Source organism: Streptomyces celluloflavus (genome assembly GCA_000720995.1).
Classification (GTDB): domain Bacteria; phylum Actinomycetota; class Actinomycetes; order Streptomycetales; family Streptomycetaceae; genus Streptomyces; species Streptomyces celluloflavus.
Genome location: JOEL01000001.1, coordinates 317,303 through 331,527 on the forward strand (window position 1 = coordinate 317,303; position 14,225 = coordinate 331,527).

13 protein-coding genes are annotated in these 14,225 nt (G+C 72.3%); 8 read left to right on the top strand and 5 right to left on the bottom strand.

Going from position 1 to position 14,225, the window contains the following annotated elements:
• The first annotated feature begins 94 nt into the window (after window positions 1–94).
• From IH09_RS01205 to IH09_RS01240, 8 genes are all read left to right on the top strand, one after another.
• Window positions 95–1,474, top strand: coding sequence for an aspartate aminotransferase family protein (locus IH09_RS01205; RefSeq protein WP_052853308.1), 1,380 nt, complete (start codon window positions 95–97; stop codon window positions 1,472–1,474).
• Window positions 1,474–2,661 (top strand): mandelate racemase/muconate lactonizing enzyme family protein, encoded by a 1,188-nt coding sequence (locus IH09_RS01210; RefSeq protein ID WP_052853309.1) that lies wholly within the window; start codon window positions 1,474–1,476, stop codon window positions 2,659–2,661. The genes IH09_RS01205 and IH09_RS01210 overlap by 1 nt, the downstream gene beginning before the upstream one ends.
• A gap of 31 nt (window positions 2,662–2,692) precedes the next feature.
• Window positions 2,693–3,538, top strand: a complete 846-nt coding sequence (locus IH09_RS01215; RefSeq protein ID WP_052853310.1) for an amidohydrolase family protein — start codon at window positions 2,693–2,695, stop codon at window positions 3,536–3,538.
• Window positions 3,539–3,705: 167 nt separating this feature from the next.
• The gene (locus IH09_RS01220; RefSeq protein ID WP_052853311.1) at window positions 3,706–4,575 is read left to right on the top strand and encodes an SDR family oxidoreductase; all 870 of its coding nucleotides are present in this window, start codon (window positions 3,706–3,708) and stop codon (window positions 4,573–4,575) included.
• A 118-nt stretch (window positions 4,576–4,693) separates the two neighbouring features.
• Window positions 4,694–6,823, top strand: coding sequence for a peptidase C14 (locus IH09_RS01225; RefSeq protein ID WP_110952003.1), 2,130 nt, complete (start codon window positions 4,694–4,696; stop codon window positions 6,821–6,823).
• A complete protein-coding gene (locus IH09_RS01230; protein ID WP_052853312.1) occupies window positions 6,820–7,749 on the top strand; it encodes a GNAT family N-acetyltransferase in 930 nt (309 codons plus the stop codon). Before IH09_RS01225 ends, IH09_RS01230 begins: the two co-directional genes overlap by 4 nt.
• Window positions 7,750–7,899: 150 nt before the next feature.
• Window positions 7,900–8,829, top strand: a complete 930-nt coding sequence (locus IH09_RS01235; RefSeq protein WP_052853313.1) for an SMP-30/gluconolactonase/LRE family protein — start codon at window positions 7,900–7,902, stop codon at window positions 8,827–8,829.
• 196 nt (window positions 8,830–9,025) lie between these two features.
• Window positions 9,026–9,604, top strand: coding sequence for a nuclear transport factor 2 family protein (locus IH09_RS01240; protein WP_110952004.1), 579 nt, complete (start codon window positions 9,026–9,028; stop codon window positions 9,602–9,604).
• 216 nt (window positions 9,605–9,820) lie between these two features.
• Here the strand turns inward: IH09_RS01240 and IH09_RS01245 are convergent, their stop codons facing one another.
• The 5 genes from IH09_RS01245 to IH09_RS01265 form a co-directional block, all read right to left on the bottom strand.
• Window positions 9,821–10,327 (bottom strand): carboxymuconolactone decarboxylase family protein, encoded by a 507-nt coding sequence (locus tag IH09_RS01245; protein ID WP_052853314.1) that lies wholly within the window; start codon window positions 10,325–10,327, stop codon window positions 9,821–9,823.
• Window positions 10,328–10,612: 285 nt separating this feature from the next.
• Window positions 10,613–11,506, bottom strand: coding sequence for a sigma-70 family RNA polymerase sigma factor (locus IH09_RS01250; protein ID WP_052853315.1), 894 nt, complete (start codon window positions 11,504–11,506; stop codon window positions 10,613–10,615).
• 268 nt (window positions 11,507–11,774) lie between these two features.
• Window positions 11,775–12,728, bottom strand: coding sequence for a glycosyl hydrolase family 18 protein (locus tag IH09_RS01255; RefSeq protein ID WP_052853316.1), 954 nt, complete (start codon window positions 12,726–12,728; stop codon window positions 11,775–11,777).
• 274 nt (window positions 12,729–13,002) lie between these two features.
• On the bottom strand, window positions 13,003–13,890 hold the full coding sequence (locus IH09_RS01260) for a fructosamine kinase family protein (protein WP_110951983.1): 888 nt from the start codon (window positions 13,888–13,890) through the stop codon (window positions 13,003–13,005).
• Entirely contained in the window at window positions 13,883–14,170 is a 288-nt protein-coding gene (locus IH09_RS01265) for a hypothetical protein (RefSeq protein ID WP_052853317.1), read from the bottom strand. The genes IH09_RS01260 and IH09_RS01265 overlap by 8 nt, the downstream gene beginning before the upstream one ends.
• Between the last annotated feature and the right edge of the window lie 55 nt (window positions 14,171–14,225).

Below are 14,225 nucleotides of genomic sequence, written 5' to 3' on the forward strand. Positions count from 1 at the left end.
TCCTGCGAAGACTGCCGGGCGGATGGCGCCAGGGCTCCCGGGGACCGGGCAGGACCCGGGGAGCCGACGACTCTCGACGCAAGGAGTACCGACCATGAGCGCAGAGCAGGACGGCACACCCGCCGCACGGCTCGCCCGGCGAGCCCGTCAGGTCGTGCCCGGTGGTGTGAACAGCGGCCAGCGCAGCATCCCCGGGCTGACCGACCTCGTCGTCACCGGCACCGCGGGCGCCCGCTTCCGCACCGCCGACGGACGCGAGTTCACGGACTTCCACGCCGCCTTCGGCCCCCCGCTGCTCGGCCACAACGACCCCGACGTGGCCCGCGCCACCGAGGAGGCCGGCCGGCGCCTCGGCCATATGGGCGTGGGCATCACCGAAGGCGAGGTCCACCTCGCCGAACAGCTCGCCGAGCTCATCCCCTCGGTCGAGAAACTGCTGCTCACCTCGACCGGCAGCGAGGCCACCTTCCACGCCCTGCGCGTCGCCCGCGCCGCGACCGGCCGCCGTCTGATCGTCAAGTTCCAGGGCTGCTACCACGGCTGGCACGACGCGGTCAGCCTCAACGTCATCTCGGCGCCCGAGAAGGTCGGCGGCCACGACCCGATCTCCACCGGCATCCTGCCCGAGGTCCTCGCCGCCACCCTCGTCCTGCCCTTCAACGACAGCGAGGCGGTCCGCGGCGCCTTCGCCGAGCACGGCCCGGACATCGCCGCCGTCATCGTCGAACCCGTACCCCACAACGTCGGTGCCCTCCTCCCGCACCAGGAGTTCCTGCGGACCCTGCGCGAGGAGACCACGAAGGCCGGCAGCGTCCTCGTCTTCGACGAAGTGATCACCGGCTTCCGCCACGACCTCGGCGGCTGGCAGCGCATCAGCGGCATCACCCCCGACCTCACGACCCTCGGCAAGGCCATCGCCAACGGCGCCCCCGTCGCGGCGCTGGGCGGACGGGCCGACCTGATGGACCTGTTCTCGACCACGCCCGGCGCCCCCGCCTTCTTCGCCGGCACCTACAACGGCCACCCCTCGGTCGTGGCCGCCGCCCTGGCCACCCTCCGCAAGCTCCGCGAGGAGCCGGTCCACGAGCACGTCTTCCGGCTCGGCGACCGCGTCCGCCGCGAACTCACCGCGCTCTACGACCGCCTCGGCGTACCCGCCGTCGTCACCGGCTACGGCTCCGTGTTCGTCACCTACTTCATGCCGGGCTTCACCCCCGACGCGCCGCCGCGCACCTACCGCGACCTGCTGGCCAACGACGCCTCCCTCTTCGTCGGCTACCGCCGCCACCTCACCGGGCACGGCCTGTTCGAACTGCCCCTCAACCTCAAGCGCAGCCATATCAGCTACGCCCACACCGACGCGGACATCGACCGCCTCCTCGAAGGCACCGAGGCCGCCGTCGGGGCCGCCCTCGCCGAGGGCGGCGTCCGCGACCTCAGCCACACCTCGACCATGGGCGGAGCCCTCGCCTGATGCTCACCGTCAACCACACCCGCCCCACCGGCCCGGCCGGCCGCGTCAGCCGGGTGGAAACCCTGATGCTCGGCACCGCGTGGCGCGACTTCGGCTACGTCCGCGTGCACACCGACGAAGGACTCTCCGGCATCGGCGAGATCACCCACCCCTACCGGGGAGCGGAGGTGTGCGCCCTCACCGAGTCCCTCGCCGGCCGGCACCTGCTCGGCGCCGACCCCTTCGACACCGAGGAGATCTGGCTCCGCCTCTACCAGGGCGACTTCCTGCGCGGCGGAGACCTCGGCGGTATCGCCCTCTCCGGCCTCGACCAGGCCCTGCACGACCTCATGGGCAAGGCCCTCGGCGTCCCCGTCTACCGGCTCACCGGCGGCGCCTGCCGCGACACCGTCCGCGTTTACGCCAACGGCTGGTACAACGGCGAACGCGACCCCGAGACCTTCGCCGCCAAGGCGCGGGAGACCCTCGCCAAGGGCTACAGCGCCCTCAAGTTCGACCCCTTCGGCCCCGGACTGCACGAACTGGAGCGGGCCGAACTGCGCCGCTCCGTCGACCTGGTCGCGGCCGTCCGCGAGGCCGTCGGCCCCGACACCGACCTCTTCATCGAGGGGCACGCGCGGTTCGCGATGCCCACCGCCGCCCGGCTGCTGCGCGAGCTCGAACCCTTCGACATCGGCTGGTTCGAGGAGCCGATGCCCTGGACCCATATCGAGCGCTACCGCGAACTGCGGCAGCGGGCCGCCTTCCCGATCTCCGGCGGCGAGCACTTCCACAACCGCTACGAGTACAAGCAGCTCTTCGCGACCGAGGCCGTCGACATCGTGCAGCCCGACCTCTCGATGGCCGGCGGCTTCACCGAGATACGCAAGATCGCCGCCACCGCCGACACCCACGGCATGCTCGTCGCCCCGCACAACTCCAACTCCCCGCTGTGCACGACGGCCTCCGCCCACGCGGCTCTCGGCATCCCGAACCTCAAGATCCTGGAGACCTTCGACAGCCTCCTGGAGGACCACGTCTTCGCGGCGCTGCGCGGCACCCTGCCCGTCGAGAACGGACACCTGCCGCTGCCCACCGCCCCCGGGCTCGGCGTGGAACTGGCCGACGAGGTCTTCGCGGAGCATCCGCCCACCCACCGCTTCTGGAACATGTTCAGCGAAGGCTGGGAGAAGAGGAACCGCACATGAGCCCGGCCCCCACCGCCCCCGGAAGACGCCGATGATCACCGACGTCCACTCCCACCTCTTCCGCCACAGTCACGATCTCGGCGAGCCCTTCACCTCCGACTCGGCACGCGCCCACGCGGGCGAGGTCGACCTCACCGTCACCTGGGACGAGTACGCCGCGACCTGCCCGCCCGGCACCCGCACGATCGTGGTCGGCGGCAAGGCCCGCCGCAGCGGCCTGTGGGTCGACGACACCGCCGTGGCCGCCTACACCGCCCGCCACCCCGACCGGCTCATCGGCTACCTCTCGCTGGACCCCACCCAGCCCGGCTGGCAGGACGAACTCCGTTACGGCCACCAGGAACTGGGCCTGCGCGGGATCAAACTCATGCCGATGTACGCCGGGTTCGACCCGGCCGCCGAGGAGTACGACGAGCTGTACACCTACGCCGAACGCCACGGGCTGCCGCTGCTCGTGCACACCGGCACCACCTTCGTCTCCGCGGCCCCGCTGGAGTGGGCGATGCCCCGCCACCTCGACGCCGTCGCCATCCGCCACCCCGAACTGCGGATGGTCCTCGCCCACCTCTCCCACCCCTTCGAGGGGGAGTGCATCGCCGTCATCCGCAAGCACCCGCACGTCTACGCCGACATCAGCGCCCTGCACTACCGGCCCTTCCAGCTCTGGCACAGCCTCCGCCTGGTCCAGGACTACGGAGTCTGGGACAAGCTGCTGTTCGGCAGCGACTACCCGTTCACCACGGTGGACGCCTCGGTCGCGGGCCTGCGCGAGATCGCGGCGATCCCCGGCATCCCCGGTCTGCCGCCACTCGACCCGGAGGCCGTCGAAGCCCTCATCCACCGGCCCTCCCTCGATCTGCTGGGCCTCGCGGACTGACGCGCCCCCGACCGACTGCCGACCGACTGCTGACCGACTGACCGACCGGCCCGCCCGTCCTGTCCGCCGCGATCACCCCGACCGCCCGAGCCGCCGCATCGCGTGCGCCGGTGGCCCGGCCCGCGGGCTCCCCGTCTCCGCACCGCACCCCTCCCGAGGACCACGCCGTGACCCATTCGCCAGCCCCGCGCGGCACCGACCGCTTCGACCTCACCGGACGCACCGCCCTGGTCACCGGCGCGGCCCGCGGCCTCGGCCGCGCCTTCGCGACCGGCCTCGCCGCTGCCGGGGCCGACCTCGTCCTCGTCGACCTCCCCGGCGCCGAGGGCCTCGAAGAGACCGCCGACCAGGTCCGCGCCCTCGGCCGCCGCTGCCACACCTACCCCCAGGACCTCGCCCACACCGAACAGCTCGCCGGCCTCGCCGACACCGTCCGCGCCGAGGTCGGGCCCGTACACATCCTCGTCAACAACGCGGGCACCGCCGCCCTGGAGCGCTGCAACGAGATCACCCCGGAGAGCTGGAGCCGGGTGATGAAGGTCAATGTCGACGCGGTCTTCTTCCTGACCCAGCGCGTCGCCGAGCACATGACCGCCGACGGCACACCCGGCCGCATCATCACCGTGACCTCGAAGAACGCCCTCGTCGCGGAAGCGGGCCTCGCCCACTACAACGCTTCCAAGGCCGCCGCGCAGCTGCTCACCGAGACCTTCGCGATCGAACTCGCCCCGCACGGCATCACCGCCAACACCCTCGCCCCCGGCATGGTCGACACCCCCATCGACGGGGACTTCCCGCTCGACCGGGAGCCCTTCGAGGCGGCCTGGCGCGAGCGCATCCCGCTCGGCCGCTACGCCCGGCCCGACGACTGCGTCGGCGCCCTGCTGCTCCTCGCCTCCGACGCGGGCGCCTACCTCACCGGCGCGCGCCTCGTGGTCGACGGCGGAGTCCTCGCCGACCAACTGCCCCGGATGCGCTGGATGCCGCCGTACCGCAACACCGTCGACGACACCGCCCGCCCGCACACCGGCGACTGACCCCGGCCGCCCGCCGACCGACCCGGTACGGGCACCCCGTACCGGGCCCGCGGTGCACGACCGGCCCGGCCGCCCCGGACCCGTACCCGCCCGCCGCCGCACACCCGTGGAGGAAACCGTGCACCGTCCGCCCGACGCCACCACCCGTCGCCGTGTCCTGGCCACCGCGGGACTCGCGGCCGGCGCCGCCGCCCTCCCGGCCGCCCCGGCCCACGCGGCGGCCGCCGCCCGCCCGCCCCTCGTACACACCGGTGTCCGCGCCCTCCTGGACCGGGGCGGGGACAAGCTCGCCGACGGCGACACGGCCCTCCTGACCGGCTACCGCGAGCCCGGTGACGGCGGGGGCATGCTGCTGCGCTGGGACCCCCGCTCCAGCGCTCCGCCCAACGGCGGCACCGTCCTCGCACCCGCGAACACCCGGCGCGGGCGCTGGCTCCGCGTCCACGAGGGCGTACTCGACTTCCGGTCCTTCGGCCACTTCGACGCGGCGCACCCCGCCGACGACGCACTCGACGCGATGCTCGCCGACCCCGCCGTCCACCGCATCGAGGCCCATACCGACCTGCTCCTGCGCAGACGCCACCGCATCCACCGCTCCCGGATCACCCTCGACTTCGGCGGGCACACCGTCCACACCACGGGCATCGAACGGGGCAGCCACGACGACCCCTTCAGCGCGGTCCTCTCCTTCTCCGGCACCCGCACCTCGACCACCCTCACCCACGCCCTCGCCGCGCCGGTGCCCGAACTCACCGACACCTACCCGGTGCCGGACTCCGGGGCCTTCCGCGTCGGGCAGTGGTGGGCTCTCGCCGTGGACCCCGTCGCAGGCGGCGGCCGCGACGAACGGGAACTCCAGAAACTCGTCGAGATCACCGAGATCGTCGACCCGACGCACGTCCGCGTCGGCTACCTCAGCGGCTGGGAACTCGCCGCGGGCCGCCGGCTGACCTGGACCCGCGTCGAACCCGTACGCGAAGCCCATGTCCGCGCCCTGCGCTTCGAGGGCGCCGGGGCCGACGAGTACACCGGCTCCCACCCCGTGGCCTACGAGTACGCGGTGGACTGCGATGTCCACGCGATCCACGCCGTCGGAACCTTCTGGCCGGTGATCATGCGCCGCTGGTGCACCCGCTTCCGCACCGAGAACTGCTCCCTCAAGAACCCGCCCACCGTCGAGTACGGCGGCGCCGGCTACCTCACCCAGAACATCTACTGCCTGTACGGCCGCATCGCCGACTGCACCACCAGCAACGTCCGCCACCTCAGCGACCTCACCGCCTCCGCGTACTGCCTCGTCGAGAACTGCCACGGGGACGGCGACGACGCGGGCGGCAACCCCTTCACCACGCACGGCCAGTACGAGCACGACCTGCTCTTCGACGGCAACTCCGGCCTCATGGACCTCGCCAACTCGGGCGCGCAGTGGGGCACTTCCGCCAAGCGCATCACCGTACGCAAGCACGTGTGCTCCTGGTTCACCGCCAACACGAGGATCACCGACCTCACCCTGGAGGACGTCCGGGTCATCGCCCGCCCCACCTTCGACCGGGCCGGGACCCTCACCGTCAACGCGGACGGCGCCCAGGTACGTGGCTGCACCGCGAAGACCTTCAGCCTCACCCAGCGCTCCACGCGCTCGCGGCGCCCCACCGTCGTCAGCGACTGCGCGTTCGCCGCACCGCCCGACACCGTGCTGATCCAGAGCGCGGTCACCACCCCCGTCCACTTCGTGCGCTGCGAGCTGACCGGCCTCGACGGCGCCGCCCTGCGCGGCACCGGCCCGGTCCGCCTCACCGACTGCCGCCTGGCCGCCGCCGAACACGGCGCCCCCCTGACCGTCGCCGCCGCCGAACTCCGCGTCCACGGCGGCCGCCTCGAAGGACTCGGCCTGCGGCTCACCGCCGAGCGGGACCAGCAGCTGCGGATCACCGGCGGTACGGCCCTGACCGGCACACCCGCGGGCGGCGCCTTCCTCAGCCGTGCCGCGAGCGAGGCCACCGTCGTATGGGACCTCTCGGACCTCACCGCCACCACTACCGCGAGCGGAACCGCGCACGCGCGCATCGACCACGGCGCCAATCACTGGTCGGCCACCGGCTGCCGCTTCACCGGCGGCACCCTCCACCTCGCCCCCGACGCCCTGCGCTCGACCCTGCACAGCACCTGCGTCGAGGACGGCACCCGCCGCACCGCCTTCCCCCAGCCCGGCGACACCGCCCAGATCACGGGAAACCTCCTGCTGTGACCCGCATCCGCACCGCGCGCCCCGCCGACGAGCCCGCCCTGCACGCCCTGTGGGCGGAGTGCTTCGCCGCTGCCCCCCACCTGCCCGCCCTGTACGCCCTGGACCCCGGCCGCCACCACCGCACCTTCCTCGCGGTCCGCGAGAACGGCACGGTCGACGCCGTCGTCGTCTACGTGCCCCGCGACATCCGCGACGCCGACGGCACCCCCGTGCGGGTCGGCGGCATCGGCAGCGTCGCGACCCGCCCCGAAGCCCGCGGCAGAGGGCTCGTCCGCGCGCTGCTCCAGGAGGCGGTCGCGACGATGCGGGCGGAGTCCTGCGCATGGTCGCTGCTGTTCACCGGTACGCCCCGCGTCTATACGGGCTCCGGCTGGCGGAGCTTCCCCACCCACCTTCACGAGGGCACCCTCAGCAGCGCCCCGCCCACCCGCTCGCCGTACCGGGTCCGCCCCGCACGCCCCGCCGACCTGCCGACTCTCGCCGGACTCGCCCGCACCCGCGCCCCGCTGACTGCGGTCCGGACCGGGGCGGACTGGCGGACGCGGCTGCCCGCCTGGTACGGCCCGCCCCGCGACTGGCTGGTCGCACAGGACCCGGACACCGCCCGGCCGGTGGGCTGGGCGGTCGCCGCCCACGGCGAGGGAACCGTGGACGTACACGAGTACGCGGCGACCGGGCCCGGCGCCCTGGCGGCGCTCTTCGCGGCCGTCGCCGCGCGCGCCCGCCGCGCGGGACTGCGCGAGGCGCGCTTTCGGGGCCCGGCCCCCGGCCCCGCCGTACGGGAGGCGCTGCCCCACCTCATGACCGGGGCCACGGCCCGCACCGAGCACACCGGAATGATCCGCCCGCTGCTGACCCCGCCGCAGCACGCGCACGCCGTGCCCCGCGTCCCCGGGGCGGTCCACTGGTATGGCGACTCCTTCTGACCGGACGCCCGCCCGCGACGGACCAGGCCGGCCCCTCCCGCGCGGGCGCCGACTCATCCCTTCGGAGGTGGAGCTACGCGAACGGAGGCCGCCCCCTCCCGCGCGGGTACCGAACGAGAGGATCGCCCCACAAGGAAGGTACGGACCCGCATGAACTCCCCTTCTCCCGCAGAGCCCGTCTGGTCGGACCGGCTCGACCTGGGCGAGGGCATCCGCTGGCTCCCGGGCGGACCCGTCCTGGTGGACATCCCGGGCGGCCGCCTCCTGCGCGGTCCACTCGGCCACCAAGGCGGCCCGCTCGACGAACTGGCACGGCTGGACGTCCCGCTGGGCGCCGTGGCCCCCGTCGCGGGCCGCCCCGGACAGTGGATCGCGGCAGCCGGCACCGGCATCTGCCTCTTCCGCACGGGGCACACCCGCGCCCGGCACGCCGCCCCGCACTGGCTCGCCCGGCCCGAGGACACCTCGCCGGTCCCCATCCGGATGAACGACGGCACCGCCGACCCGCACGGCCGGTTCTGGGCAGGCAGCATGCCGTACGCGGCGGACGAGGGCGCGGGCAGCCTCTACCGCGTGGACCACGACGGCACCGTGCACCGGGTGTTCGACGGCCTGACCGTGCCGAACGGCCCCGCCTTCCGGGCGGACGGGACAGCGCTGTACCTCGCGGACAGCGCCCGGGGCACCATCCTGATGTGCCGCATCGACCCGCGCACCGGAGAACCGGCCCACGCACCGGAGGAGTTCGCCACGGTGCGCGCGGGGTACCCGGACGGCATGGCGGTGGACATCGAGGGCGGGGTGTGGAGCGCGATATGGGGCGAGGGCCGCGTCCACCACTACCGCGCCGACGGCACCCTCGACCAGGTGCTGCCCCTCCCCGCCCGGCAACCGGCCGGTCTCTGCCTGGGCGGGGCCGACCTGCGCACGCTGTACATCACCACGGCCCGGACCGGCCTGACGGCCCCGGCCCCGGCGGACGGCGCGGTGTTCACCGCACGGGCAACTGTCCCCGGCTTCCCCACGGCCGCCTTCCGGCCGGCCGCGACCCTGTCCGTGGGCGCGCCCGCCTGCCGGTGATCACGCCGGTCGAGCGGCGCGAGGAGGCCGCGCGGGTCATCGGGACCGCCCACACCGCAGGGAACTGCCTCCGACTGTCCGGCCACCGCAGCCCCAGCCCCCGCTACCTGGCTCCTCTTCTCAAATCGCACCAGGGAACGGGCGCATGTACCGTCGAATCAAGGATCTCCCCGTCCTCTATTTGCGGAGTTCGACCGTGAACGCACGCATCGAAGACCGGGCGGCCATCGCTGACCTGATGACCGGGTGGATGCACCGTGACCTGGGTGAATGGGACCGCCTGCGGGATCTGTTCCACCCCGGTGCGACCATCGCGATCACCTGGTTCGACGGCCCGGCCGTCGACTTCGTGGAGGGCTCCGCCCGCATGGGCGCCTCCGATCTGCGCAGCAAACACCTGATCGCCAACCCCTCGATCACCTTCAACGGCGACCGGGCCCTGGTGGAGACCAACGCGATGATCATGGCGGAGAATCCCGCCCTGGACCTGGGCTGCACCACCCACAACCGCTTCTGGGACCAGGTCGAGAAGCGCGACGGCACCTGGCGCATCACCCGGCGCGAGAGCAGCTACGACATGAGCTCGTTCACCTTCCTGGCCAGGATCCCGGACATCGACGAGAAGGCGGTACGCCGCTACCCGCGGGAGTACGCCGCGCTGGCCTACCTGCTGGAGCGGTCCGGCTTCTCCGTCGCACGCGAGTTCCCGACCCGGGGCAGCGCGCTGGAGGCCGAGATGAAGGCCGCCGGGAACGCCTGGCTCAACCGGAGCTGAGCGCTGTGTGCCTCTCCGGAATGGCGGGGCCGGCCACCCGCTACGACAAGACACCGGACAGCTACCTCGCCGGGCTCCGCCTCCGCGGAGCCATGCTGTGGTGACGCAGCCTCCCGGCCGCTCCGTGATCTCCACTCCTGTCGCGGCCGGCGCGTCCGTGGGGGCCCGTTCGGGTCCCACCTGGGGACCCGAACATCGAGTCTTACCCGGGTGCCCTCACTTCCACGGGTCGGTGAACGACCTGCCGGGCACCGGCTTGGCGATGAGCGCCACGGGGATGAAGAAGTTCACCTGGCCGATCGCGAACATCAGCGTGGCGAGCGCCTTGGCCTCATAGTGCTCGGCTGCCTGCGCATACAGCTCGTCGGAGACCCTCTCGCCGTCTGCGGACGGCTGAAGCACGGCTTCCACAAGTGCCAGTGCGGCACGCTCGGCACCAGTGAAGTACGGAGAGTCCTGCCAGGACGCCACCGACGTGATCCGCTCCTCCGACTCCCCGGCCTTGTGCAGGAAGCCCGTGTGCAGAACGGTGAGGTAGGTGCTGCCGACGATCTGACCAGCACGCAGCTGAACCAGGCTGATCGTGGAGCGCGGTACCGAACGGTTGCCGGTGACCTTGAATAGCGCCGATGACACCTCCGCCAGTTCGGGGACGAGCTCAGTGGGGTCCTCGGACATCCGCGGAAGCATCGGGACCTCAGCCGTGATCGAACGTGTTTCCATCGCCGTCTCCTTCGGGCTTTCCTGTTGCTGTCACTGCGGTGACGGATCGCGACAGAGAAAGGTGACAGACGGAAGGCAGTCGTTCTCGGGCAGGCAGCGGCCCAGGTCCAAGCAGTGTCAACGAGTGGCGCTCGCGCTCACCGTGATCTCAGCTCAGAACAGGCCCTGGGAACCGCGTGCGCGGGTCAGCCTGCCGATGGCCCCGGTCGATAGCCGAGACGGTCTCCATATCGACGTTGACCGGAGACCGCCGGCCGAAGACGAGCGGTCGGCCGGCCGCCCTGGTCAGCCGGTCGGATCGGCCAGGTCCAGGCCGTTCAGCCGGCCGGGGTCGGACAGGATGTCGATCGCGGCAATCCTGCCGTCGGCCACGGTGAAGCTCATCACGGAGAACAGCTCGTCGTCGATGGTGTTGACCAGGCCGGCGTTGCCGTTGACCAGCGCCGGATGGGTGACCGCGATGGTGGCCATGCGCTGGAAGGTCCCCAGCTGCCCGGCCACGGCCGCAGCACCCCGGATGGCCTTCAGGCCGCCGGCGAGCACCCCGGCGTCGGCGCGCAGCACCACATCCGGATCGAGGATGGCCAGCAGCCCGTCGAAGTCGCCGCCGCGCGCGGCGGCCAGGAACGCGTCCACCACCCGGCGCTGATCCGCCCGATCGGAGTCGGCGCTGGGCACCGCGCCGCGCACCCGCTGCCGCGCCCGGCTGGCCAGCTTCTTGGCCGCCACGGGCGTGCGGTTCACGATGGGCCCGATCTGCACGAATGGCAGCCCGAACATGTCGTGCAGCACGAACGCCAGCCGTTCCGCCGGGCTCAGTGAGTCCATCACCACCAGCAGCGCCAGCCCCACCGAGTCGGCCAGCAGCGCCTGCTGCTCCGGATCGGCGGCATCCTCCAGGCTGACCACCGGATCCGGCAGCCGGTCCGCCATGGGCTCCTCGTGCCGCGCCTTGCGGGTACGGAGCATGTCCAGGCACACCCGGCCCACCACGGTGGTCAGCCAGCCCCCGAGGTTATCGATCTCGTCGGCGTCGGAACGGGCCAGTCGCAGCCACGACTCCTGCACGGCGTCCTCAGCCTCGGCCAGCGAGCCGAGCATGCGGTACGCGACCGACTTCAGACGGGGGCGGTGGCCCTCGAACTCGACGGCCAGAAAGTCGTGGGGTGTCACGGTCACGTTCTCTTTCCTCGGACGACTCAGGGACGACTGGTAACCCTGACGGATTGCTCCCGCGAAAGGTGACCGGACCCGGCTTCCGCCCGCACCGGTCACCTTCGCCCGGTGCGATCCGTCGGAGCAGTGACACACCGCTTCAGATCCCGAAGGGATGACGACCACCATGACCGTGCAGGACACTCGCCGGTCCACCCACGCTCGTGGGCGGGCCGCCCGCCATCAACATCTCTGATGGCGGGCAGCCGCGCGGTCCCTCATGACATGGTGGTCACCCCATCGCCCCCTTGACGTGCGCATACCACGTCTCCGGCCCGCCGCCGACGCCTACCGCGTTGAAGTACTCCCAGCCCGCGACGCCGCCGAAGTCCGGGTGGGCGGCGGTCAGCGAGCCGACGGTGGAGGCCAGCGTCGTCGGGTCCACATAGCCGCCGCAGGTGGCCGGGTTGGTGACGGCGCCGGTGACGACCTTGGCGGGGCGGAAGCCGTTGTTCATGATGGCGTCGTAGTCGCGGGTGCCGGTGAGGCTGCCCCAGCCGCAGTAGAACTGTGCGTTGTACCAGCTGATCTGGTTCCCGGCCTGTTGTTCCAGGGTGGCGTAGTCGAACCCGCCGGAGAAGTTCGTCGAACCGCTGAGGTCGCTCGCCACCGGGGCCAGCGAGATCACGAAGTCGGGGCCGAAGTCCGTACGGAGCTGGGCGATGAGGTGTTCGGTGTCGGCCAGGGAGAAGGTTTCCTCGATGTCGATGTCGACGCCGTCCAGGCGGTAGGTGCGCAGGGTGTCCCGCAGCAGGCCGTAGTACTTGGTGAAGTCGCGGTGGAGGTTGGCGTACGTGCCCTGAGCGGCTCCACCGAGCATCACCGAGACCCGGGTGCCCGATGCCTGGAGGGTGGCGACGTCCCGCCACATCTGATCGAACATCGGGTCGGCGGGCGGGTTGTCGTTGAGGTGGACGCTGCCGTCGTTATTCAGGTGCAGCGCCGCCACCTCGACGTCGGTGGCGATGCCCTTGAGCGGCAGCGGGGACACATAGGTCTTGGAGCCGTTGGATCCGGTGGTGTACTGCGTCTGGTAGTACGCGACCACCCGGTGTGGCGAGCTCGCGGTGTGTTCCTTCGCGACCGCGGGGCCGGTGCCGGGGCCGAGTACGGTGGCGGCGGTTGCCAGGAGCGCGGTGGCCGTACCGAGGAGGGCTCGGCGTAGGCGGTGGCAGGCGGAATGCATGGATCAGCCTCCTGTGTGCGGGATTTCGGTCGGTGCCGGTACCGCGCGGACGGGACGTCGCGTTCCTTCGTGTGACGTCGGGCCGTTGGCGGCACAACGGCGGGCTGCTTCCTGGCCTCGGGCCAGGGACAGCAGGTCATGGTGGGTGGGCGCAGCGCAAGGGGCCCGATCCCGGTCCGGGCGGTGCCCGGTGTTCGGCGCGGGCCGGGGCGCCGGGGTACGAGGCCGTGCTTCCCGGCGTGGTCGCGAGGCTGCTATGTGCTCGGTGATGTGCTCAGTTCCAGACGCGCAGGATGCGGCGGATGGCGTCGACGTGGTCGCGGTCGGCGCCGAAGTGGGCGAGGACGCTGAGGTGTTCGCGGAGGTGGAGGAGGTGCATCCGCTCTCGCCAGCCGTCGGTGAGGGGATGGATCTCCCGGTACGCGGTGAAGAAGTGCTCCGGGATTCCTCCGGTGCAGTAGGCCATGCTCAGGTCGGCTTCGGCCCACGTCCAGCAGACCGCGGGGTCGATGAAGACGGGCGCGCCGGCCGGGGTGGCGAGCAGGTTGCCGTGCCAGAGGTCGCCGTGGACGAGCACGGGCGGGGCCGGCGGGATCAGTTCGGGGAGCCGGCGGCACAGCCGCTCCAGCCCGGCGCGGTCCGCGGCGTCCAGGGCGCGCTCGGCCTTCGGCTCCGCCAGGTAGCGCAGGATGCGCTGCTCGGCGAAGAAAATGTGGCCGTCGTGGGACCAGGTGTTGCGCTGGGGGAGCCGTCCCAGCCAGCCGTCGCGGTGCCAGCCGTACCGGGGTCCGGTCACCGAGTGCAGCCGGGCCAGGCCGCGGCCTGCGGCTTCCCAGAAGGCAGGGGTGCGCGGGGCCGGTTCCTGTTCGGTGAGGATCAGATGGCGCGGCCCGACCTCCAGGACCTCGGGGGTGCGCAGGCCGCCTTGGGTGCGCAGGGTTTCCAGGCCCTCCGCTTCGACGGCGAAGAGGTCGGGTGCGGGGTCTTCCGCGGTCTTGACGACGACCCGGCTCCCGTCCCGGAGGGTGGCCCGCCACACCTGATTGGCGAATCCACCGCTGAGCGGTTCTGTCCGGCGGACCTGGGCGAGGCGGGCGCTGTGGTAGTCCGACCAGCTCTTCTCCTGCGGCTGCGGCACCGTGGTGCCCGTCCCGTCAGACATGGCGGTCGGGTCCGGGCCGGGATTCTTCCTTCGCGGGGCCGGTCGAGACCTCCCGCTGTGCTTCCCCGAGGGTGCGGGCCGCGTGGAACCGGGAGCGGACCGGCACGGTGTCCGGATTCGGCACGGCGAACCGCCGCTCGGGATCCAGGACGAGGTCCACCGCTGCGCGGGAGCCCGGCCCGTAGCCGGCCAGGGGCGTGCCGACGGGCAGTTCCGTAGCGGCCGGCCAGCCGGGACCGGACCGGATCACCGGCTCGGATATGACGTTCGGGAAGCTCATGCCTACGTGTTCTCCGTTCGCTGCGGTCCGCGGAGCGGTGCCCCGGGGCAGGATG

Excerpts from the sequence above, each read along its gene's own strand:
- IH09_RS01205 (WP_052853308.1), top strand. The coding sequence starts at position 95 with ATGAGCGCAGAGCAGGACGGCACACCCGCCGCACGGCTCGCCCGGCGA.
- IH09_RS01210 (WP_052853309.1), top strand. The coding sequence starts at position 1,474 with ATGCTCACCGTCAACCACACCCGCCCCACCGGCCCGGCCGGCCGCGTC.
- IH09_RS01215 (WP_052853310.1), top strand. The coding sequence starts at position 2,693 with ATGATCACCGACGTCCACTCCCACCTCTTCCGCCACAGTCACGATCTC.
- IH09_RS01235 (WP_052853313.1), top strand. The coding sequence starts at position 7,900 with ATGAACTCCCCTTCTCCCGCAGAGCCCGTCTGGTCGGACCGGCTCGAC.
- IH09_RS01245 (WP_052853314.1), bottom strand. The coding sequence starts at position 10,327 with ATGGAAACACGTTCGATCACGGCTGAGGTCCCGATGCTTCCGCGGATG.
- IH09_RS01255 (WP_052853316.1), bottom strand. The coding sequence starts at position 12,728 with ATGCATTCCGCCTGCCACCGCCTACGCCGAGCCCTCCTCGGTACGGCC.
- IH09_RS01260 (WP_110951983.1), bottom strand. The coding sequence starts at position 13,890 with ATGTCTGACGGGACGGGCACCACGGTGCCGCAGCCGCAGGAGAAGAGC.
- IH09_RS01265 (WP_052853317.1), bottom strand. The coding sequence starts at position 14,170 with ATGAGCTTCCCGAACGTCATATCCGAGCCGGTGATCCGGTCCGGTCCC.